Here is a 21,702-nt window from a genome sequence, read left to right as displayed (position 1 = left end):
GAATCCATTTTAAAGGCCGGTCATCTTTGGATGCCCGGCCTTTTTTCTGCCTTCCTCAATCCCTGGCCACAGACATGCCCATTAGCGTCAGGGCGCAGATCATGATCACGACTGCCACAATGCGGAGCGCCAGTTGAACCCGGCGCGGGAACGATAAAACAAAAGCCACGTGATTGCAGATGAGCATCACCGGCACGGCAAGCCGACCGGCAATGTCGAGAGCATTCCTGCGCGAGGAATCCAAGACCACGATAGGGAGAACGGACGCAGCCAGCAGTAGGAGCAGCAGAGCCAGATACCCGTAACGGGCAAACCACCCGCTAGGCGCGGAGGCATCCTCAGGCTGGCGGCTGATGATTTGCTTGAGCATGACCTCAGGAAAACTCAAAACCAGAGCCAGCGCCAGAAAAAAGAGCGTCCCACAGGAGACGCTCTTTCACACTTTTTCTAAACAGGCTTTCAGTTAGACCCGGTCAGTTTCCTGCTTCGGGCGTAGCCTCAGCCGTGGCTTTGACATTGCCCAGCTCAGACTCCCCTTCGACGAGGCCCAGGGACCAGAGGATGCCGCCCAGGATGTGCTCCTGGTAAGTTTTGGCGATCTCAGGTGAGTTTTTGCGGTCCTTGGTATCCGCTTTCCAGGTCGGGTCCCAGACGTCTTCGCGATGGCCCAGGGAGGTATAGAAGACTTTGCCTTTGCCGAAATCCTTGCACCAGGAGACCGGGTAATAACCGGGAGTGTTTTCGTTCGGGTGAGCATTCAGGCCCATGAGTGCGTGGACTTTAGCGGGATCGTAATTTTTGAAGATGTAGATTTCATCATAAACGCGCCACCCGTTCGGGATGGGCTTGGTGGCCGGGTGCGCAGGGTTGTGGAGAATGGGCTGTATTTCCACCTGGGATTTATGCGTCTGGAATTCTCCTCCCAGCATGTCGACGTAACCCCGGAAAGGATGGTAAGTATCACCACCGGAATGCATGGCGATAAAGGCCTTGCCGCCCTTGATCAATTCGACAAAACCCTCACGGTCCGGGAACTGAAGATCACCGGTGGTATTGGCAAAGATGAAGCCATCGTAATCCTTGATTTTATCCAGGGCCATCTTGTCCGCCATGTAGGCTTTCACCTGCTCCCGCCACACTTCATTGGCGGTATTGTAGTCAGCCAGCGCCTTGCTGTAGTCCGCCTGCCGGGTCTTGAAGGCTTCATCGGTTTCCTTGGGCTTCTTTTCTGGAGCACGGCCTGGGTTCTTCGGCTGGCCAGGAGGCTGCTGTACATAGTCCACCGTGAAGGCTCCAGAGGATTTGCCGATCTCCGCCAGCACCTTCTCTGCTGTTTCAATGGAGGAATGGCGGAAGCCCGTGGTCACGGTGACCACGAGGAGTTTTTTGGGGCCAGCATCGGCACCATAAGCGGCAGCACCGGCCATGAGGGCGGCGAGACATAGAAAAGTTCGGCGGATCATTTGGAATGAGACTTTGCGGTTGGGGTTGAGCTCGGTTGACAAAGACACTACGCAGGCTAATGAGAGTGACTTACCACCAAGGACGCGGAGACGACTCCGCAGCTCCATTTTTCACAGTAGGGACGACCCTGGCAACACTTGTTTAAAATGGCTTGGATCTATCTTCTTCTGGCAGGACTGACGGAAATTGCATGGGCTGTCGGCCTCAAATACACTCACGGCTGGACGCGCCTGTGGCCCAGCCTCATCACGGCAGGGCTGATCATCACCAGTTTGCTCCTGCTGTCCCATGCGCTGAAAACGCTACCGGTCGGCACTGGCTATGCGGTATGGACTGGCATCGGCGCAGTGGGCACGGCCATCATCGGCATCGTCTTTTTTGATGAGCCGCGCACGGCCATGCGGCTAGTCTGCATCGGACTTATCCTGGTCGGTATCGTGGGGCTGAAGGCCACTTCCGGGCATTAATCCTCCTTCAGTAGATCACTTGGCTGGTGCGGCAGTCTGGACAGACATCCAGCCTCGCCGCATAGGCTTTTCGACAATCCCGGCAGACCACGATTTTTCTCGGCACATCTTCATCCAGCTTTAGAAAACGAAGGTCATAGGGGCCAGCTTGAAGCAGTTTCGATGCTGCCGAGTTGATGCCGGGACCGATCAATAAACCACGCACCACCGGATGAGCCGGCAGCAGATGCTGCACATACCGCATCAACTGACGGACACAGGCCACGGTGCACGTCTGCGCCTTGATTTCGGCGATCCACACTTCATCGCCCGCTTTAAAAAAGAGGTCGATTCGGTCGGTGTCGTTGAGATAGTACTGCCTTTTCGGCCGTGTCAGATGACTGGCGATGAGATAGGGATAATCCACCAGCAGATCTTCAATGGCACGCTCCTGGCGGGACTCGTGCAGGTCATTATCGGCTGGAGTTCTCGGCATAGCGTTTTCCCTGTTTCACCAGTTCATCCACAAGTTTTTTGACGGGTACCGGCCCCGGAGTTTTGCCTTTTTTGACGGTGGAAATCGAGGCCGCTTCGCAGAGATTGGAGACGAGGTCAGGCTTCGCTATCAAGTAATCCTTGGCCGCTTTTTGCTGGGAAGCATCCATCTGGCCCAGATTGCGGATCTGCTTCAGAAGTTCATACTCCGTTTTCGCCGAGGGATCAAAACGGGGCCGGTCCAGGTGATGGCGGAGCATAGACTTGGCCGCAGCGGCCTGACCGGCTTTTTCAAGTGAAGAAGCCAGCACGGCGAGGTAATCCGCCCCAGCTTTCTTGGCTGGCATTGTTTTCAGCAAAGGTCTAAGCATCGTTTTCACAGCAGCTTCGGACAAAGGCTCCTCGCGAACCTGCTTCAGCAATTGCAAGACCTCCTGTATCTCAGGCGATTCACCGAGAGCCGCATTTTTAATCAACTCAATCGAAGATCGGACCGCTTTGGCGACCTTGTCCAGGAGGATGATCGCTTGTTTTGAGGCTGCCTGCTGAGGATGCTTTTCGAGCAAGCTAGCCAGGGTTTGAAGTTCAGAAATCAGAGGATGGTTCATATCAGAATTGGGCAAAGTGGGCTAGGAAGTCGGTGGCCATGTCCTCATAATCCTGGGAACTGATGGCGTTTTCATCATGAATGATGACGGGCAGATGGGAGTCGGAGCAAGAGGCCATCCTGGAGCAGTCACGAATGGGCGGGTTAAGGATGGCCGCTTTCTGGTGGATCAAACCCTTGGAGCGAAGATCGCCAACCTCCAGCTTGAGTTGATTGATGGCTTGATCGAAAACATTGCCCACATTTTTATAGCGGTTGATGATGGCAGCCGCAATCAATGGCCGGGCGAGCTTTGGCTTGTAACCGCTGGCCTGATCTTGGAACCGTTTCACCACACGGGCAAACACACGGAAACCCGACAGCGAAAGGAAATCCGGCACATAAGGGATGACGTAATGATCCGCAAAGAAGAGGGCGTTTTTGGAGACGTTATAGATATTGGGCGGGCAGTCCAGAAACACATAGTCATAGGCCTGGGTATGCGGCTTTAACGTCTTTTCCAAGAAGGTAAAATAGGGCTGAAGAGTGCGTGCGCCCAGGATGTCCTCCGTCTCCAGCAGGTCCACATGTGCCCCTAAAAGATCCAGCGTGGGGATGTGGGGATTCCCTGCTGGCGAGCGAGGTACGCCGCGAATAACCGCCTCATCGAAATCGAAGAATCGGGTACCATTGACGTGGTCACGAAAAATCTGGGAGGTGGTCTTTTGCGGCTCGTCCTCCAGGCGCTGGCGCTCGGCATGCCCCAGAAGCCAAAAGGTGGCATTGCACTGCGCATCCAGGTCCACAATCAGTACCCGCTTATGATAGGTGCGGGCCAGGACTGCGCCCAGGTTGACCACGTTTGAGGTCTTGCCCACCCCTCCTTTGAAATTAATGAAGGCAATGATTTTGGCAGGCATACTTGCAGAATATCTCGGGACCTTGTTAGGCCCGAAATATAGCAAGTCGAGTGCAAAGTCTGCCTTATATTTTCTATTCCACACCGAAAATTGCGTATGAATGACTAAATCGGCAGCCCCTTCATCCGACGGCGGAGCATGTCCATCGCAGCCTGGGAGGTCAGGAGTTTGAAACGGTCGCGCGAGATGGGATAGAAGAACCGGCGAACCACGGTCTCTTGGCCTAAACTGGCTAGACCGATGAAGACGGTGCCTGCGGGTTTCTCCTCGGTGCCACCGGTAGGTCCAGCAATGCCGGTGATGGAGAGAGCATGATTCGCCCCCGAAACCTGGAGACAGCCTTCTGCCATGGCGCGGGCGACAGGCTCGCTCACGGCACCGTGCAGTTGCAGCAGGTCCGCAGGCACGCCGAGGTGCTTTTCCTTAGCCTCATTGGCGTAGGTTACAAAACCGTGGCCGAAGACTTTGGAAGCCCCGCTGACATCCGTCAGGCGACTGGCCAGGTATCCGCCCGTGCAGGATTCCGCTGTGGCCAGCCACTCCCCACTCTCCGTCAGGGTGTGGATGATCACCTCCTCCAGGACCCGGCGGTCTTCAGATAAAATAAACTCGCCCAGGCGATCTCGGACAATCTGTGCCCCGGTCGCAACGGGTCCTGCCTGACCCGCCAAACGCACGTCCACATCGCCTTTGCCAATGCAATAGCCGAGCTCCAGTCCGGGGACGGCTTGCAGTTCCTTTTCCGCTTTTTCCACGATGTCAGATTCGCCGATGCCGGTCAGTTTCAGGTAAATGACCTGCCGGGATGCACCATCAGGCGTCAGCGCCCGGATGCGTGGCTCCACACAGTTTTCCACCATAGGCTTGATCTCACGCGGTGGGCCTGGCAGCAGGAAAATGTGGCTGTGCCAGCCCCGCGAGGCACCTAGCTCCGCCGGAAAATACAACCCCGGTGCCGTGCCAAAGGCGTTTTCCAGCACGCTGGCACCTACAGGAACCATGGCCTGGCGCAGGGTGGCGGCGGAGACGGGTTTGTTCCGTTTGGTAAAATAAGCCTCCAAATGCGCGGTCACCGTCGCATCCTGCACCATCGACAGGCCCAGGAGTTCCGCCGTGGATTCACGCGTCACATCGTCATTCGTCGGTCCAAGCCCGCCGGAAACGAGCACCACATCCGCACGGGCGGCGGCTTCCTCAATGGCCTCGCGCACCGCACCGCCATCTGGCACTATGGTCTGACGGGCGACCTCGATGCCCAAAGCGGCCATTCTTTGGCCAATCCAGGCCGCGTTGGTGTTGATCGTATCGCCGAGACAAAGTTCGGTACCGGTATTGACGAGTTCAAGGCGGAGCATGGGAGGGGAGCAGATAGTGGCGATAACGTCCGTCATCAAGAGCTGGCCGCACCGGCATTTTGGACCTCCTTTGGCACCTGCCGGGCCATCTTCAACCATAGATGCATGAAGAAACCACCAATTACGTCCTTTACAAAGTTGCAAGCGTAGCAAAAGGGACTCATTCTGCCCGACCCTCACAGCCATGACAGCCTCCGTGCCCTTCCGGGCGAATTCCGACCTCCTCGACGCCCAATACACCGACTGGAAAAAAGATCCACGTTCTGTTGATGCCACCTGGGCATCTTTCTTCGAAGGATTTGAACTTGGACTCACGGAGCTGGCCAAGCGCCAGGCCAAAGGAGATGCCAGCGCCTGCGAGACTCTTTCTGAGAAGACGTTGAACTTCCGCATGCGGGTGACCAATGCCCTGCTCGTCTTCCGCTCCCTGGGACACATCGCTGCCCATGTGGACCCGCTTTCCCCTTCCGCTCCGGAATCCGCCACCCTTTCCATCGAAGGCCTGGGCTTTACGCAGGAAGAGCTGAATGAAGAGGTGAAAACTCACATGTTCCGCAATGGCCAGCCGATGAAGCTGCAGGCCATGCTGGAAGAGCTGCGTAAAATTTACTGCGGCACCACGGGTTATGAGTTCATGCACATCCACACACCAGAGATCCAGAGCTGGTTGATGGAGCGCATCGAAAACCGCCCTTTTGAACCTGCCCCGGCCAATGAGCAGCAGGTGGATGCCCTGCGCTGGCTGCTGGAAGCAGAGACTTTCGAGCGCTTCCTGCACCGCCGTTACGTCGGCCAAAAGCGTTTCTCCGTGGAAGGTGGCGAATCCCTCCTCGTGGCCCTGGAGACGATCCTGGAAAACCTGCCCCGCCTGGGAGCCAAGGAAATCATCATGGGCATGGCCCACCGTGGCCGCCTGAGCGTGCTGGCCAATTTCCTGCGCAAGCCCCTGGAATCCCTCTTTTACGAATTTAGCGAAAACTATGTGCCCAACATGGTGGCCGGTGATGGCGACGTGAAATATCACCTCGGTTTTGAAACCGTTCGCAAGACCCGCAGTGGAGACGAAATCTCCGTCATGCTGGCTCCTAACCCGAGCCACTTGGAAGCCGTGGACCCCGTCGTGGAAGGCATGGCCCGCGCCCGTCAGCGCCTGCTGGGTGATACTACCGAGCGCAAGCAGGTCATCCCGGTTCTCGTTCATGGCGATGCTGCCTTTGCCGGCCAGGGCATCGTGACGGAAGTGCTGAACCTTTCCCAGCTTCCGGGTTACCGCACCGGCGGCACCATCCACCTGGTGGTGAATAACCAGATCGGTTTCACCACTCTGCCTGCCGATGCACGCTCCACGCGCTATTGCACGGATGTGGCCAAGATGGTGGACGCGCCCATCATTCACGTGAATGGCGACTGCCCGCTGGAAGTGGCCCACGCCGCCAAGATGGCCATCGAATTCCGCCAGACCTTCGGTCGCGATGTCGTCATCGATATCGTCTGCTACCGCCGTTACGGGCACAATGAAACGGACGAGCCCGCATTCACCCAGCCAAACATGGCGCGCTCCATCGCCGCGCACCCTTCCACCGCAGCCATCTATCGGGGTGTATTGCAGCAAAGGGGTGTCTTGGATGAAGCCGGTGCGAACGCCCTGCAAAAGGAACTGGAAGACGAGCTGGAAGATGGCGTGAAAACGCTGGCAGAACGTGAAGCCACCCTGGGTAACAACCCCTATGAAGGCAGCATGGCCGAGCCACAGCCTCCATTCACCTTTGGCTCCGTGCCGACCGGGATTGAAGAAACCAGCCTGAAAACCCTCGGCGAAAAATTGCTTCAGACGCCTGAAACTTTCCGCCTGCATCCCACCATCGCCAAGCGCTTCCTGGCTGCCCGTAAAAAGGCTATCGATTCCGGTGAAGGCATTGACTGGGCGTATGCTGAATCCTTGGCCTTCGCCTCCCTGCTGACCGATGGACTCGGCGTCCGCCTCAGTGGTCAGGACGTCCGCCGCGGTACCTTCAGCCAGCGTCATTGCGTCTTTTACGATACTGAAACCCGCGAGCGCCACATCCCGCTGAACAATCTGGCGGAAGAGCAGGGCCGCTTCTGTGTTTACAACAGTCTTCTTTCTGAAGCTGCCGTGCTCGGCTTTGATTACGGTTATACCCTTCTGGCTCCCAACGTCCTCATCTGCTGGGAAGCCCAGTTTGGTGACTTCGTCAACGGTGCCCAGGTCATCATTGACCAGTTCATCGCCAGTGCCGAGAGCAAGTGGCAGCGCCCCAGCCAGATCACCCTCCTTCTTCCTCACGGTTATGAAGGCCAGGGACCAGAGCACTCCAGCGCCCGTCTGGAACGTTTCCTCCAGCTTTCCGCTGGCCGTAACTGGGCCGTGTGTAATTTCACCACCCCGGCCCAATACTTCCACGCATTGCGCCGTCAGATGAAGCGGGGCTTCCGCAAGCCGCTCATAGTCATGACGCCGAAGAGCCTGCTGCGCCATCCGAAGTGCGTGTCCAAGCTCAGCGAAATGGCCGAAGGCACCAGCTTCAAGGAAATCATCGACGATGAAAACCTGATGGGCCCTGCCGAGCGCGTCACCCGCCTCATCCTTTGCACAGGGAAAGTCTATTACGACCTCGTGGAATTCCGCGAGCAGAACAAGATCAAAAACGCCGCCATCATCCGCATCGAGCAGCTTTATCCGCTGCATGAGGAGATGCTCAAGGAGCTCATGGCCCGCTACCCGCGCGCCCAGAAAAAATGGGTCTGGTGCCAGGAGGAGCCCCGCAACATGGGTGCCTTCAATTACATCCGCAATCGCCTCTCCGAAATCTCCGGCCACCGCGTCCGTTACGCAGGCCGCGAGCGCAGCTCCAGCCCTGCCGCAGGCTCCAAAGCCATTCACGTGCTCGAGCAGGCGAAACTGGTGGAAGATGCCTTCTCCGTTTAATTGCCGGAACCCACGCCCCCCACTGAACTGACTCTTTTTTAAAGCCATGCCTGACATCAAAATCCCCGCTCTCGGCGAATCCGTCGCCGGAGGTCAAATCGCCAAATGGCACTTCAACAATGGCGATGCCGTCAAAGTTGGAGACATCCTCCTGACCCTGGAAACCGACAAGGTGGCCGCTGAAGTCACGGCTGAATTTTCCGGCGTCCTTACCATCGGCAAGCAGGCCGGTGAAGATGTGGAAGTCGGTGCCACGGTCGGCAGCATCGCCGAAGGTGCCGCTGCCCCCGCCGCTGCGGAAGCCCCGAAGCCAGCACCCGCCGCCGCGCCTGAGCCAGCCAAGGCTGAAGAAGCCAAGCCTGCCGCAGCCGCCCCGGCTCCAGAGCCCAAGCCAGCCCCGAAGTCTGAAGCTGCCCCTGCCCCTGCCCCGGCACCGAAGCCCGCCGCCCCTGCGCCAGCTCCCGCCAAGCCTGAAGGCCGCACCACGCGGAAGAAGATGAGCCCGCTGCGCAAAAAGATCGCCGAGCAGCTCGTCAGCGCCCAGCAGACTGCCGCCATCCTCACCACCTTCAACGAGTGCGACATGAGCAACATCATGGCCATGCGCTCGAAGCTCCAGGACAGCTTTGTCAAAACTCACGGCGTGAAACTGGGCTTCATGTCCTTCTTTGTGAAGGCCGTGGTGGAAGCTCTCAAAGCCGTCCCCGCCATCAATGTCCGCGTCGAAGGTGATGAAATCATCCAGAACCACTTTTATGACATCGGCGTCGCCGTTGGCACAGAAAAAGGCCTCATCGTCCCTGTTCTGCGTGACACAGACCAGAAATCCTTCGCCGAGATCGAAAAAGACATCCTGGCTTATGCAGCCAAGGCTAAGGAAGGCAAAATCTCCATCCCGGACCTCAGCGGCGGCGTCTTCACCATCTCCAACGGTGGCGTTTACGGTTCCCTGCTCAGCACCCCCATCATCAATCCTCCGCAGAGCGCCATCCTGGGCATGCACACCATCCAGCAGCGCCCCATCGCCGTGGACGGTCAGGTCGTTATCCGCCCGATGATGTACCTCGCTCTCAGCTATGACCACCGCGTGGTGGATGGCAAAGAGGCCGTGACATTCCTCATCCGCATCAAAGATTGCATCGAAAATCCGGCCAGGATGCTCGTCGGTGCGTAAATTGGTACACACGTTTGTCGTACCTTGAACGATAAACAGTGTTAGATTCTCTATATAACGCGGAGGTTCGCTTCCGCGTTATTTCAGAATCTGTACTCGCCCATGTCAGTTCTCCCCCCCATTCCCCAGCCGAATCCGCGCAGCCCTTTTGTCTGGCTGCGAAATAAGTTTCTGGCAGGATTGGCGGTTGCATTGCCCTTGCTGATTACGTTCTGGATTCTCCAGAGCGCCTACCACCTGCTCCATGGCTGGAGCGTCCCTTTGGTGGATTTCATTGCCCGGTTCATCAATGAACTCACTGGCCGTGTGATCGTGGACCCCACCTCACCGACCTACCAGCATGTGCTCACCTTTGTGGGTTTCATGATCCCGCTGATGGTCTTCCTGGCCCTCGGCGTCATGGCCACCAACGTCCTGGGCGTGCGTGTGGTCACCGCCATGGACAAGCTGTTGCTCAGCATTCCCTTGGTCTCCTTCATTTATAAATCGCTCAAGCAGGTGATCGATGGTTTTAAAGGCCTGGGTGGTCGGCAAAATTTCAAGCGGGTAGTCTATGTGGACTATCCTTCCGGGGATATGAAAATGCTTGGCTTCGTCACCGGGCAGTATCTGGACCCGCAGCAGAATAAAATCCTTGCCGCCGTATTCATCCCCGGTGCCCTCAGCCCCATGACCGGCCTGCTCCTCGTCGTGCCTATCGAGCAGGTCACGGACGCCCCTTTGACCGTGGAAGATGCCATGAAGCTCATCTTTTCCGGTGGCCTCATCGTGCCGACCCGCCTCGCAGCCCCAGCTTCGAAGCCTGACATCAATCCCGCCCCGTTACCGACGGTGGAACACCTCGACGAAGAAGACCTGGAACCAGATCTCCCGCTCGGGTTACCCAGGGCGGAAGACTTTGATTCGGGGGATCCAGACATCCTCAGTGACAGTGAACTGGAGGCCGCTGAACTCACGGGTTCACGTTCCCCAGGACGCCGGATTTTGAGCGCCCTGTCCTGGAAGAAAAAATAGTGTTTATAAAATGCCGCGCCACACCTTGCACTTGCCCCATTGTCTGCCAAGGATAGGCGCTCCCAACACATGAGCGACCCCATCCGTCACGAGTGCGGCATTGCCGTAGTCCGGTTGAAAAAACCTTTGGCCTACTACCAGGACAAGTATGGCAGCGCACTTTATGGACTTGAGCGCCTCTTCGGCCTCATGGCCAAGCAGCGCAACCGTGGACAGGACGGCATCGGCATCGGCTGCTGCAAACTGGACATGGCCCCAGGTGCCCCCTACATGTTCCGCGTCCGCTCCACCAAATCCGCCGAAGCCATCGGCGAGGTGCTGGCGGATGAAATGAAGGAGTTTGGACGCATCGCCCGCAGGGTAAATGCTGAGCGCAAAGAGCGCCGGGATGATTCCGGCATCGAATACCTCAAGTTCGAAGACGATCCCGAGGCCATCAAACGTGAGTTTGAGCTGGCTGGTGAAGTAAACATGGGCCACCTCCGTTATGGAACCAGCGGCGCTTTTGGCAAAGGCAGCCTGCACCCTTACATCCGCCGCAGCACCTGGCCCACCCGCAGCCTCATGGTCATGGGTAATTTCAACCTCACCAACTCCGGTGAGCTAAACAAGATCATGATGAAACGGGGCCAGCATCCCGTTTTCGATACCGATACCCAGACCGTTCTCGAAGAGATCGGCTTCCAGCTCGATGAGGCCCACACGGACCTCTACCACAAGATGCGCGATTCCGGCATCCCGCTGGAAGACATCACCCGCCACATCAGCGAGCAGCTCGATGTCGCCCAGATCATCCGCAAATCGGCCGAGCTTTGGGACGGTGGTTACACCATCGCCGGCACCATCGGCAATGGCGATTTCTTCATCATGCGTGATCCCCTGGGCATCCGCCCATGTCACATGTATGAGGACGATGAAGTCGTCGCCTTCGCCTCGGAGCGCGTCGCTTTGATGACCGTCTTTGAAGTGGGTGAAAACGACATCCAGGAGCTGCCTCCTGCCCATGTCTGCGTCATCAAGTCCTCCGGTCAGATGAAAACGGTGCCCTTCGCCGACCAGGCTGAAGTCCTGCGCCCCTGCTCCTTCGAGCGCATTTACTTTTCCCGCAGCAACGACTCCCACATCTACCGCCAGCGCAAGGCCCTGGGCGAGCAGATGGTGCCCCAGCTCATCGAATCCATCGGCAACGACTGGGAGCACACCGTCACCAGTTTCATCCCCAATACCGCTGAAACCGCCTACCATGGCTTTCTGGACGGCCTCCGTTACAAACGGCGGCTGGAGGTCAAGGAAGCCATCGTGGAGATGTTCAGCCAAGGCAGTTTTGACGAATCCAAGCTGGACGACCTCATCCTGCGCAACTGGCCGCGCTCTGAAAAGATCGCCCACAAGGACATCAAGATGCGCACCTTCATCGCCCAGGAAAGCGGGCGTGATCAGCTCGTCTCCAGCGTCTATGACATCACCTACGGCGTCGTCACCCCGAATGACAATCTGGTGGTCATTGATGACTCCATCGTCCGTGGAACCACCCTGAAAAAGAGCCTCCTGCGCATCCTCGCCCGGACGAATCCCCGCCGCATCATCGTCTGCTCCACCGCTCCCCAGATCCGTTATCCGGACTGCTACGGCATTGATATGTCGGAGCTGGGCAAATTCATCGCCTTCCAGGCCGCCATCGCCCTGCTGGCTGAGCGCGGCATGCGCCATGTGGTGAAGGATACCTACCTGGCCTGCAAGGAGGAACTCACCAAGCCTGCAACGGAAATGCGCAATGCCGTGAAGGCCATCTACGCCCCCTTCACAGACGCCGAGCTTTCCGCCAAGATCAGTGAACTGGTCTATCCCCAGCACACCGAATGGAAGGGCGATATCCAGGTCATCTTCCAGTCCATCGAAGGCCTGCACAAAGCCCTCGGGCCGGAATACGGTGATTGGTACTTCAGCGGTGATTACCCGACCCCCGGTGGTTTCTCCACCGTGAACCGCGCCTTCATCAATTTCTTCGATGGCAAAGGCGGCCGCAGTTACGACGCGTTGTTGTAGGCCTTGCCTCGTAAGAGCATGACGTCCCACTCCCGCGCCCCTTCAGGGCGCGACGGGGGAGACGCTTCGCCTTCATCTTCCCAGGGCTCGCGCCCTGGGCTAAATCCGTCGGCCCTTTGGGCCTGGAGGAGCCGATACCGGTCTTCAGCCGTGAGTTACACATCTCCGATTATTCGTCGGCAGCTGTCCCTCGTAAGTCACCCACGGAGCCTTTACCCCCCCAGGGCCAAAAGTTTCTCCGCGAATCATCCAGTTGCTCCATTCTTTGGCCCAACGGGCCTACGGATTCAGCCCAGGGCGCGAGCCCTGGGAGGAGACGCACACCCAACCGCTGCGTGGCGCTCTGAAGGAGCGCGGGAACGCCCCCGTCGCCTGCACATACCGCAAGGCTCTCCCTTGAATCATCCAGCTGCTCCATTCTGTGGCCCAACGGGTCTATGGATTCAGCCCTGGGCGCGAGCCCTGGGAGGAGACGCACACCCAACCGCCTCTGCGTGGCGCTCTGAAGGAGCGCGGGAACGCCCCCGTCGCCTGCACATACCGTAAGGCTCTCCCTTGAATCATCCCGCTGCGCAATTCTGTGGCCCAACGGGCCTGCGGATTCAGCCCAGGGCGCGAGCCCTGGGATTGGAGACACCCCCCACCGCCTCTGCGTGGCGCTCTGAAGGAGCGCGGGAATGCCCCATAACGCCCACACATCGCGATTATCACATAGCTCTGACGCGGATCATTCGTCGGCTGTTACTCCATTCGATGGCCCAATCGCCCCTGAATTCTGGGGTGAAAATGTCCCCTTCAATCCCACACATACCGTTCATCATACTCCACATCATATCGTTTGAGGAAGGATCGGAATTCATCCTGAAAACTCAGCACCCGATGACGCTTCTGTTGATTTCGAATGTATTCCTGAACGGTCACCACGCCCGACTGGCTCACCGAGAAGGCCCCATAGCCATTTTGCCAATGAAAACCCGCCAGATCAGGGGCCTGCTGCTGCAACCACCCCGTGGACCCTGTTTTAACTTGGCCGACGATCTTGCTCAACGGTTCCGTCCGGGAAAGAAGAAAGAGCAGATGCGCATGATCTGGCTCCGTATTGATCTCCACCGGCGTGCATCCCAGGTCCCGCAAGATACCGCCCATGTAGGCGTGCAAATCCTTCTGCAAATGCGGCGGAATCCAACGCTCACGCTGCTGGGTCGAGAAAATCAGATGAACATAAATTTTGGCCAAGGACTGCGGCATAGAAGTCTCCATTAAAAGAATGGAACAGCTTTTTCCACTTTGAACTCAGCATTCAAAAACAGCCCGAGGCACACTCCTGGGTTGCCTCTCACTCCTGCCGATGCTCTCCTGTCCATCCCGCGCATGTCAGAGCTTACCCCAGCCGAACTCCAACGTTATGCCCGGCATCTCGCCATGCCGGAGTTTGGCCTGGATGCCCAAAAAAGGCTGAAGTCAGCCCGCGTCCTGTGCATCGGCGCAGGTGGCCTGGGTTCCCCCATCACCATGTATCTGGCCGCTGCCGGGGTCGGTTGTCTGGGGCTGGTGGATCCAGATGTGGTGGAGGTCTCCAATCTCCAGCGCCAGCTTCTTTTTGGTCAAAGTGATGTCGGCCGCCCCAAGCTGGACGCCGCCCGTGACCGCCTGCTCGACATCAATCCGCATCTGGAAGTGCACACTTATCCGGAGATGTTCACGGCGGCCAATTCGCGCCGGATCGCTGCGGACTACGACATCCTCATTGATGGCACGGACAATTTCCCCACGCGCTACCTTTCCAGCGACACCGCCGTCTGGCTACGCAAGGCCAATGTGTATGGCAGCATCCTGCGCTTCGAGGGACAGGTGGCCGTCTTCGCCCCGCATCTGGATGCCCCCTGCTACCGCTGCATGTCCCCGACCCCGCCGAAACCCGGCCTGGTGCCGAGCTGTGCCGAAGGCGGCGTGCTGGGCGTGCTGCCTGGCCTCATCGGCACCATGCAGGCGCTGGAGGCCATCAAGCTCATCACCGGCATTGGGCAACCGTTGTTAGGCAAGCTCCTGCATGTGGACACCCTCAGCCTGCGCTTCCGCACCTTCAACCTGCGGCGGGATCCCGACTGCCCCGTCTGCGGCGAAAATCCTTCCATTACTGAACCCATCGACTATCAAGGCTTCTGCGGCATGACACCTCCCCCCAACGTCCCCACCCTCTCTGTTCAGGACCTGAATGAAAAACGCCAGGCCGGTGAAGACCACTTCCTGCTGGATGTGCGCGAGCCGAATGAATACGAAGCCGCCCGCATCACCGGCTCCACCTTGATTCCCCTGGGAGAAGTGGCCGAACGCTCGTCTGAGATTCCCCGGGATAAACCCGTGCTGGTGCATTGCCGCTCCGGCATGCGCAGTGCCAAGGCGGTGGCTGCGCTTCAAGAACAGGGTTTCACGAATGTCTGGAATGTCGCCGGCGGCATCCTCGCCTGGGCCAAGGAGATCGACCCTTCCGTCCCCGCTGCCTAACAACAAACGTTATGGACCTTTCCTGGATCAACGATTTCCTGCCCACCTTTCGCTGCCCGCACACGCATCAGCCCCTGCGCTGGGCCGAGGCCGCCGACCTCCAGCACCACGGACATCCCGCCGATGAAAAAGCCCTGGTCAACCAGGACGGCACCCGCTTTTACCCTATCGAAGACGGCATCCCCGTCCTGCTGCCCCAGGATTCGTAGTGCTGCGCCTACCCGTGGCTGCTCCCGCCAGGGCTCACACACGTGGCTGCGCCCGCCAGGGCGTGGGTCTGGGAAGCCTCGACACTCCACACCACTCGCCCACTCGCTGGTGCGAGCAGCTACACCACGTGGCTGCGCCCGCCAGGGCGTGGGTCTCTGGGGCCTCGACACTCCACACCACCCGCCCACTCGCTGGCGCGAGCAGCCACACCCCGTGGCTGCGCCCATCAGGGCGTGGGTCTTGGGAAGCCTCGACATTCCACTCCACCCGCCCACTCGCTGGTGCGAGCAGCTACTGCCCCCTTACTCCCCAGCCTTCCAGCCAGGACCGCGCAGCACATAGCCCAGGCGTTTCCACCAGGGCAGGGAGCTACGTTTCACATCCGCCCACATGTCCCGCCATTCATGCAGGACAATGTTCACCGGGCCCCGGTCCTCGATCTTTCTGGTTAGGCCGTAACGCACGGGTTCCTCCGGCAGTTCCGCCTGAAAAGTACCAAAAAGCCGGTCCCACACGATGAGGCACATGCCCATGTTTTTATCCAGATACCGGCCATTGGAGGCATGATGCACGCGATGGTGGCTGGGCGTCACCAGCACATGCTCCAGCCAGCCCATCGAACGGATGCGCTCGGTGTGAATCAGGCTGCCATAGATCTGCGTGGCCGCATACATGAAGAGGATGTCCAGCGGCTCAAACCCCAGCCAGGCAATGGGCAGAAAGTAAAACGTGCGATACACCGGCTGGAACACGGAGGAACGAAAACCCGTGGTCAGGTTAAACTCCTCCGAGGAATGATGCGTCACATGCACGGCCCAAAACAGGCGGCAGTGATGATCCACAAAATGCAGAACGTAATACGCCAGATCCTGCAGCAGAAACAGGGCGATCCAGTAAACCCACCCCTGCTCCAGATCCATCACCCGGCGGTTCCAGCACCACAGCAGCAGAGGCAGTACCAGCACCGCCCGCAGCAGCAGATCCAGGCTGCCATTCAGGGCCGCCATGTAAAAATTCGTCAGCGTCTCCCGCTTAGTATAAGCGCGGATGCCATGGAAATGAGTGACGATGATCTCCAGGAGGATGGCCCCCAAGATCACCGGCACCGTCACCAGCAGCAGCAGTTGTTCACGAAACAGTTCCATGGCTTTTCATTCGCCGACCTGGGATCAGGCCTGACGGGATTTGACGTAATCCACGATTTTTTGATCGTCATCATGCGCCGCCCAGACCACACGCAGGAAGTCGGCCGGATGAATGTCATGTTTGGACAAAAACGCCCGGTCGCCACCGCAGCAGAACATCGTGTCTGGGTCCATCTCACCTTTCAGTTTGGCGCGGGCCTTCGCGATGATGCGGGGCAGCCAGACGAATCCTGCGAGATCCGCCGTCTTTGCAGGCAGTTCCGAAGGCACAATGACCGTCGTGCTAGAGACGCCCTTCTGGACGGTCAGGAAATAATCCCGGCGCACCCCTGCCACCAGCAGTGCCGTGATGGCCGTCGGGTCCTCCCCAGCGGAGCTCACGTTGTCTTCCACGAAATCAAAGAACTCCCGCTCACGGCAGCCGATGGCCTTCAGGAAATCCTGGTCTTCATCGCTGAACCAGCTTTCGAAGTCGGTGTTGCCCTCATCGTATTCATCCACGCAGGCGTCGAACAGTTCCACGAAATAGGAATCCCAAATATAATGCTTCATAAGTGGCTCATGAATAGACACGGCTGGCCCCTGGGGCACGCGAAAAGTTTCACCGCCTGCCACTTGCCTCAGTGCCCCCTGCTTCGCTGAAGGCGGAAACTCGCCGCGGCCAGGAGGAAAGTGGCGATGATCATCAGTGTACTCAGGGCATTGATCACCGGCAGGTTACGGCTTGTTTTCATCATGCTCGCCACACGCAGCGGCAGCGTCGTGGTCCCCGGTCCTGACACAAAAAAGGTGATCACATAATCATCCATGGACAGGGTGAAAGCCAGCAGCCCGCCCGCCAGGATCCCCGGCAGCAGTAACGGCAGCAAAACCCGCCTCACCGTCTGCCCGCGCGAGGCCCCCAGGTCCCGCGCCGCATCCAGCAGGGTGAAATCAAAATCCTGCAACCTCCCTAGTACCACCAGCGTCACATAGCTCACACAAAAAGTCACATGGGCGATCCAGATGGTCATCATCCCCGTCTCCACCCCCAGCGCCACGAAAAGAGCCAGCAGGGACATGCCCATCAGCAGATCCGGCAGCGCCAGCGGCAGCGTCACCAGCCCCTGATGCACCGTTTGTAACCGGGAGCGAAACTGATGCAGTACCCAGGCCGCCAGGGTCCCCAGCACCATCGCCGCCAGGCTGGACAGCACGGCGATTTTTAAAGTCAGCCAGAGGGATTCCCACACCTCATCCGCCTCCCACAGCCGCTCATACCATTTCCAGGTAAAGCCCTCCCACTCCCCGCCAAAGCGCGATCCGTTCACTGAATTCACCATCAGCACCACCAGCGGAGCGTGGAGAAAGAGGAGAACAAAGGCAGTGATCAGGCGTGTGGGCATCCAGCCCCATTCATGGAGTCAAATGCGCCTCATTTCAAACCCGCCCGCAAGCCAGGCTCAAAATCCGCGCGCATAAATCAATACCCGCAGGTTGCAAAGGTTCCCGCCCCCTCTAGCGTTCATCCCTGCAAGCGCGTCTCAATAGCACCATGCACGCCACCTCCACACTTTCCAAACTCCCCATTGGCCAGACCGGCATCATTCAGTCCATGCCCACTGGCCGGGCCGGGCTTACCCGCTTGCGTGAACTGGGCCTGACCCCCGGTGCCAAAGTCACCATGGTCCGCCGCGCCCCCCTGGGCGAGCCAATCGAAATCACCGTGCGCGGCTCCCATCTGGCCATGCGCAACCACGAGGCGGCAGACATTTCCATCACCCTGGCATGAGCGCTGAATCGCCCCTGCTGGCCATCGTCGGCAACCCCAATTCCGGGAAGACCACCGTCTTCAACCACCTCACCGGCCTGCGCCAAAAGGTGGGCAACTACCCCGGTGTCACCGTCGAAAAAAAGATCGGCGAATGCTACAGCCAGCATGGCAAAAAACTGCGCCTCATTGACCTGCCCGGTGCCTACAGCCTAAATGCCCGCAGTCCGGATGAAGCCGTGCTGCGGGATGTCCTCCTGGGCCGCCGCCCGGACACCCCCCGGCCGGACCGCGTCGTCTTCATCGCCGATGCAGCCAACCTGGAGCGGAATCTTTACCTCCTCACTCAGGTGCTGGAGCTGGGCCTGCCCACCGTCCTGGTGCTAAACATGATGGACATCGCCAAGACCAAGGAGTGGCGCATTGATGTCAAAAAACTTTCTGAAGAACTCGGCGTGCCCGTCGTGCCCATGCAGGCCACCAGCGGCACCGGATTCATCGAGCTAAAGGCTGCCATCAGCCGCGAGGACATCCCCCTCCCCCGCTGGCAGTCCGCCCCCCTGCCGGATGACATCCGCGCCGCCTTGCAGACCACCCGTGCCGAGCTCCTGCTGACGCAGGCCGTGCATGACAAAACCACGCTGTTGGAGCCACTTTACCTCCTTTCCGACCACGATCCCCTGCACGCCGGTATCCTGGATGCCCACCTGGGCCAGATCCAGCGCGGACGCGAGGCCCTGAATGCTGCCCACCCCGGCTGGGAGGACCAGCTCGTGGCTGACCGCTACGCTGAGATCGAAAAACTGACCCAGCAGGTGCTCCAGCGGCCTGAGCAGGAACTGCCCACTTTGACCCAAAAGCTGGATGCCTTCCTTCTCCACCCCATCTTCGGCGGCATCACCGTTCTCGCCTTCCTGGTGTTCCTTTTCTACCTCATCTTCAAGGTGGCTGAAGGCCCCATGGACTGGATTGATACCGGCTTCGGCGCACTCGGCGGCTGGGTCACGGACCTCATGCCACCGGGGGACCTGCGGGATCTCATCGTCCAGGGAGCCATCGCCGGAGTCGGCGGGGTAGTCATCTTCCTGCCACAGATTTTGATCCTCTTCTTCTTCATCGGCATCATGGAGGATACCGGTTACATGGCCCGCATGGCTTTCATCCTGGACCGCATGATGAGCGTCGTCGGCCTCAATGGAAAGGCCTTCATCCCCTTCCTCAGCTCCTATGCCTGCGCCATCCCAGGCGTCATGGCCACGCGCACCATCGACAGCCCAAAGGACCGCCTCATCACCATCCTGGTGGTGCCCTTCGCCAGTTGCTCCGCTCGTATCCCCGTTTACGTGCTCCTCATCAGTGCCTTCATGCCGGATACCGTTTCGGATCTGGCCAAGGCAGGCGTCATGGTCGGCCTGTATGCCCTGGGAACCTTTGGTGCCTTCTTCTTCGCCTGGGTTCTCAATAAAGGCATCATGCGCGGCACCAATGCCCCCATGATCCTGGAGATGCCCTCCTATAAAATGCCCGCGCTGGGGTCCATCCTCCTACTCGTCTGGCAGCGGGCGAAGGTCTTTCTGGTGCGTGCTGGCACCATCATCTTCGGCATTTCCATCCTCATCTGGGCCGCCTCCACCTATCCGAAGGATCACTCCCTGGGCGACCGGGCTGCTGCTTTGGAAGAAAAAATTGCCGCGCTGGAAGAAGCCGCTGGCCAGGAAGATGAAAAGGCTGACGTCATCAATGAATCCCTCTCCAAACCCGGCCCCCGGCCTGAGAGCGATACCACCCTCGAAGCGGAAGCCGAAGCCCCCGCAAATCCTGAGCTTGTCGCCGCCCGCACTGAGCTGGCCGCCCTCAGCTCCCAGCACTTAGCCCAGAGCTTCGCCGGCCGCGCCGGACATTTCATCGAGCCTGTCATCAAACCCCTCGGCTACGACTGGAAGATCGGCATCGGCCTCATCGGCAGCTTTGCCGCCCGTGAAGTTTTCGTCAATACCATGTCCGTCGTCTATGCCGTCCAGGCTGAGGAAGATGACGACCTCATGCCCGTGCGTGACCGCATCCGCGAGGAACGCCGCCCCGATGGCACCCTGGTCTATACCCCTCTCGTCTGCATCAGCCTGCTCGTCTTTTACGTCTTCGCCATGCAGTGCATCAGCACCATGGCCATCGTCAAACGCGAGACCGGAAGCTGGGGCTGGATGTGGTTCCAGCTCGGATTCATGACCGGCACCGCCTACCTCCTGTCACTGGCCGTTTACCAGGTCGGCACCGCCCTGGGCTACTGACGGTTGTTTTTATAACTCAACAGTCCCGCCCTTCCACCCGTCCAACTCGATATGATGAATGACTGGCAATCCTGGGCCGCCCCCGCTGTGGTACTCCTCACCGCAGTCATCTTCCTCACCCGCTGCATCCTCAACCGCAAAAAAAGCGGTTGCGGCGGAGGCTGCGGCTGCACCCAAAAGCTGAAATCGCCACCCCGAAATTCCACCGGCGCGTAAGCCGTATCAGAGCACGTGCCCGCGCCCCAAGTACCGTGGGCACTCCCTGTCCCGCGACTGCGGCGATGTCCGCCCCAAGAAAGCCCCGTCCGACCCAGCACGTGGCCGCGCCCGCCAGGGCAATGTGGCTGCGCCCACCAGGGCGTGGGGTTTGCGAGGATCAAGTGATGCGGGCACTCCTGCCTGCAACTGCGGGTCGAACGCGGTAAAACCCCTGAAAACACAAGACCATCCGCCCACTCGCTGGCGCGAGCACCACGTGGCTGCGCCCGCCAGGGCGTGGAGGTTTGGGAGATATCGAAGCCAGGAGAAACCTCGCCCACTCGCTGGCGCGAGCAGCCACGGGTAGCTGCGCCCGCCAGGGCGTGGAGGTTTGAGAGATATCGAAGCCAGTAAGCCCCCCCCGAAAACTCACGCCCATCCCACTTCCACGAACAGCCCCATTTCCCCAAGCCCAACGGGCTTACGTCATTCAGCCTAGGGTTGGCACAACCCTGGGTCACGTCACCACCCTCATCGACTCCCCGGCGAACCCCAACGGGGTTCCGTCCTGCCTTGGCCGCATGACGATGGATCTCCCCCTCGCTCCCCACACCCCCCAAACTTTTTTTCGCCACTTAGCCCAAGTCGGGGTGGCACTCCCTTGCACATGCAAAAAGCGCCGAATAGCTTCCCCCATGCTGACTCTTCCCCTCGACCTCCCAGCCTTGCTGAAGGTCGCCGCCCAGGTCGCGGCCGAATACGGCTGCGAGGTGCGAATCTCCAAAAACGGCGGCTTCCTCGTACGCCCTCTCCTGGACCGACGCACCTCCGCAGCCTCCTCCACCGAGCGCGTGCGCAAGCACCGCGAGGCGAAACGCCAGGCCTCTCCTTTAGAAGCTCCTACTTCCTCTGAAGTCGAACAGTGCAAAACATCATTACCCGATGATGCACCTCTTTCCTCTGTTCTGCCTGAAACCGATGAAACGCATGTAACGCATGAAACAGTGAAACGCGTTTCAGCCGATTTAGCCCCCTCTTTCCCTCCCGCCCCTCCTTTCCCCGTTCCCCTATCCTCCCCACCCGCCCTTACACCCGTGCCTCCTCCCGCGCGTGAGGCCCGACCCAGGTCGGCAAGGCGTCAGCACACCGAGGAAAACCT

General features: G+C 59.0%; 20 protein-coding genes and 1 pseudogene. 11 read left to right on the top strand and 10 right to left on the bottom strand.

The annotated features are described in order from the left end of the window. Nucleotides 1–55: 55 nt before the first annotated feature. Together EI77_RS22730 and EI77_RS22725 are read right to left on the bottom strand one after the other, a co-directional pair. Complete coding sequence (locus EI77_RS22730; protein WP_133797615.1) at nucleotides 56–370, bottom strand: hypothetical protein; 315 nt, start codon at nucleotides 368–370, stop codon at nucleotides 56–58. A 103-nt stretch (nucleotides 371–473) separates the two neighbouring features. Continuing rightward, nucleotides 474–1,463, bottom strand: a complete 990-nt coding sequence (locus EI77_RS22725) for a ThuA domain-containing protein (RefSeq protein WP_133797614.1) — start codon at nucleotides 1,461–1,463, stop codon at nucleotides 474–476. A 147-nt stretch (nucleotides 1,464–1,610) separates the two neighbouring features. Here EI77_RS22725 and sugE point away from each other — a divergent pair, with 147 nt between their 5' ends. Beyond that, on the top strand, nucleotides 1,611–1,931 hold the full coding sequence (gene sugE, locus EI77_RS22720; RefSeq protein WP_133797613.1) for a quaternary ammonium compound efflux SMR transporter SugE: 321 nt from the start codon (nucleotides 1,611–1,613) through the stop codon (nucleotides 1,929–1,931). A gap of 7 nt (nucleotides 1,932–1,938) precedes the next feature. Here the strand turns inward: sugE and EI77_RS22715 are convergent, their stop codons facing one another. The 4 genes from EI77_RS22715 to EI77_RS22700 all read right to left on the bottom strand — a co-directional run bounded on the left by EI77_RS22715 (nucleotide 1,939) and on the right by EI77_RS22700 (nucleotide 5,266). Next, nucleotides 1,939–2,406: an endonuclease NucS domain-containing protein gene (locus EI77_RS22715; RefSeq protein ID WP_133797612.1), complete on the bottom strand. Its 468-nt coding sequence runs from the start codon at nucleotides 2,404–2,406 to the stop codon at nucleotides 1,939–1,941. Then, nucleotides 2,384–3,013, bottom strand: coding sequence for a hypothetical protein (locus EI77_RS22710; RefSeq protein ID WP_133797611.1), 630 nt, complete (start codon nucleotides 3,011–3,013; stop codon nucleotides 2,384–2,386). Before EI77_RS22710 ends, EI77_RS22715 begins: the two co-directional genes overlap by 23 nt. A gap of 1 nt (nucleotide 3,014) precedes the next feature. Next, nucleotides 3,015–3,911 (bottom strand): ParA family protein, encoded by an 897-nt coding sequence (locus EI77_RS22705; protein ID WP_133797610.1) that lies wholly within the window; start codon nucleotides 3,909–3,911, stop codon nucleotides 3,015–3,017. A gap of 104 nt (nucleotides 3,912–4,015) precedes the next feature. After that, the gene (locus EI77_RS22700) at nucleotides 4,016–5,266 is read right to left on the bottom strand and encodes a competence/damage-inducible protein A (protein ID WP_133797609.1); all 1,251 of its coding nucleotides are present in this window, start codon (nucleotides 5,264–5,266) and stop codon (nucleotides 4,016–4,018) included. 184 nt (nucleotides 5,267–5,450) lie between these two features. Between EI77_RS22700 and EI77_RS22695 the strand changes: the two genes are divergently transcribed. The 4 genes from EI77_RS22695 to EI77_RS22680 all read left to right on the top strand — a co-directional run bounded on the left by EI77_RS22695 (nucleotide 5,451) and on the right by EI77_RS22680 (nucleotide 12,447). Continuing rightward, on the top strand, nucleotides 5,451–8,213 hold the full coding sequence (locus EI77_RS22695; protein WP_133797608.1) for a 2-oxoglutarate dehydrogenase E1 component: 2,763 nt from the start codon (nucleotides 5,451–5,453) through the stop codon (nucleotides 8,211–8,213). 46 nt (nucleotides 8,214–8,259) lie between these two features. Further along, nucleotides 8,260–9,387 (top strand): dihydrolipoyllysine-residue succinyltransferase, encoded by a 1,128-nt coding sequence (sucB, locus tag EI77_RS22690; RefSeq protein WP_133797607.1) that lies wholly within the window; start codon nucleotides 8,260–8,262, stop codon nucleotides 9,385–9,387. A 102-nt stretch (nucleotides 9,388–9,489) separates the two neighbouring features. Continuing rightward, nucleotides 9,490–10,401, top strand: coding sequence for a DUF502 domain-containing protein (locus tag EI77_RS22685; protein WP_133797606.1), 912 nt, complete (start codon nucleotides 9,490–9,492; stop codon nucleotides 10,399–10,401). Between the two features lie 69 nt (nucleotides 10,402–10,470). Beyond that, a complete protein-coding gene (locus EI77_RS22680; RefSeq protein WP_133797605.1) occupies nucleotides 10,471–12,447 on the top strand; it encodes an amidophosphoribosyltransferase in 1,977 nt (658 codons plus the stop codon). Nucleotides 12,448–13,242: 795 nt separating this feature from the next. On the opposite strand, the gene tnpA is transcribed toward EI77_RS22680, so the two are convergent. Next, nucleotides 13,243–13,695 carry an IS200/IS605 family transposase gene (gene tnpA / locus EI77_RS22675; RefSeq protein WP_133797604.1) on the bottom strand — a complete coding sequence of 151 codons (453 nt, stop codon included), beginning with the start codon at nucleotides 13,693–13,695 and terminating at the stop codon, nucleotides 13,243–13,245. Nucleotides 13,696–13,818: 123 nt separating this feature from the next. On the opposite strand from tnpA, the gene moeB reads away from it, so the two are divergent. Together moeB and EI77_RS22665 are read left to right on the top strand one after the other, a co-directional pair. Beyond that, nucleotides 13,819–14,952 carry a molybdopterin-synthase adenylyltransferase MoeB gene (gene moeB / locus EI77_RS22670; RefSeq protein ID WP_133797603.1) on the top strand — a complete coding sequence of 378 codons (1,134 nt, stop codon included), beginning with the start codon at nucleotides 13,819–13,821 and terminating at the stop codon, nucleotides 14,950–14,952. Nucleotides 14,953–14,963: 11 nt separating this feature from the next. Then, entirely contained in the window at nucleotides 14,964–15,161 is a 198-nt protein-coding gene (locus EI77_RS22665; protein WP_133797602.1) for a Trm112 family protein, read from the top strand. 303 nt (nucleotides 15,162–15,464) lie between these two features. Here the strand turns inward: EI77_RS22665 and EI77_RS22660 are convergent, their stop codons facing one another. The 3 genes from EI77_RS22660 to EI77_RS22650 all read right to left on the bottom strand — a co-directional run bounded on the left by EI77_RS22660 (nucleotide 15,465) and on the right by EI77_RS22650 (nucleotide 17,692). Beyond that, complete coding sequence (locus EI77_RS22660) at nucleotides 15,465–16,307, bottom strand: sterol desaturase family protein (protein ID WP_133797601.1); 843 nt, start codon at nucleotides 16,305–16,307, stop codon at nucleotides 15,465–15,467. Nucleotides 16,308–16,331: 24 nt separating this feature from the next. Beyond that, the gene (locus EI77_RS22655; RefSeq protein ID WP_133797600.1) at nucleotides 16,332–16,859 is read right to left on the bottom strand and encodes a DUF5069 domain-containing protein; all 528 of its coding nucleotides are present in this window, start codon (nucleotides 16,857–16,859) and stop codon (nucleotides 16,332–16,334) included. A gap of 68 nt (nucleotides 16,860–16,927) precedes the next feature. Next, the gene (locus tag EI77_RS22650; RefSeq protein WP_133797599.1) at nucleotides 16,928–17,692 is read right to left on the bottom strand and encodes an ABC transporter permease; all 765 of its coding nucleotides are present in this window, start codon (nucleotides 17,690–17,692) and stop codon (nucleotides 16,928–16,930) included. Nucleotides 17,693–17,841: 149 nt separating this feature from the next. Between EI77_RS22650 and EI77_RS22645 the strand changes: the two genes are divergently transcribed. The 4 genes and pseudogenes from EI77_RS22645 to EI77_RS22635 form a co-directional block, all read left to right on the top strand. After that, entirely contained in the window at nucleotides 17,842–18,078 is a 237-nt protein-coding gene (locus tag EI77_RS22645) for a FeoA family protein (RefSeq protein ID WP_133797598.1), read from the top strand. Next, nucleotides 18,075–20,345 carry a ferrous iron transport protein B gene (gene feoB, locus EI77_RS22640; RefSeq protein WP_133797597.1) on the top strand — a complete coding sequence of 757 codons (2,271 nt, stop codon included), beginning with the start codon at nucleotides 18,075–18,077 and terminating at the stop codon, nucleotides 20,343–20,345. Before EI77_RS22645 ends, feoB begins: the two co-directional genes overlap by 4 nt. Before the next feature lie 51 nt (nucleotides 20,346–20,396). Continuing rightward, entirely contained in the window at nucleotides 20,397–20,561 is a 165-nt protein-coding gene (locus tag EI77_RS23480) for a hypothetical protein (RefSeq protein WP_166647454.1), read from the top strand. Between the two features lie 677 nt (nucleotides 20,562–21,238). Further along, a pseudogene (locus EI77_RS22635) lies at nucleotides 21,239–21,702 on the top strand (hypothetical protein); the annotation flags it as partial.

Origin of the sequence: Prosthecobacter fusiformis (assembly GCF_004364345.1) — a bacterium.
GTDB lineage: Bacteria > Verrucomicrobiota > Verrucomicrobiia > Verrucomicrobiales > Verrucomicrobiaceae > Prosthecobacter > Prosthecobacter fusiformis.
Note: the sequence above shows the minus strand (reverse complement) of the source record. Positions and strands in the feature narration are given on the sequence as shown.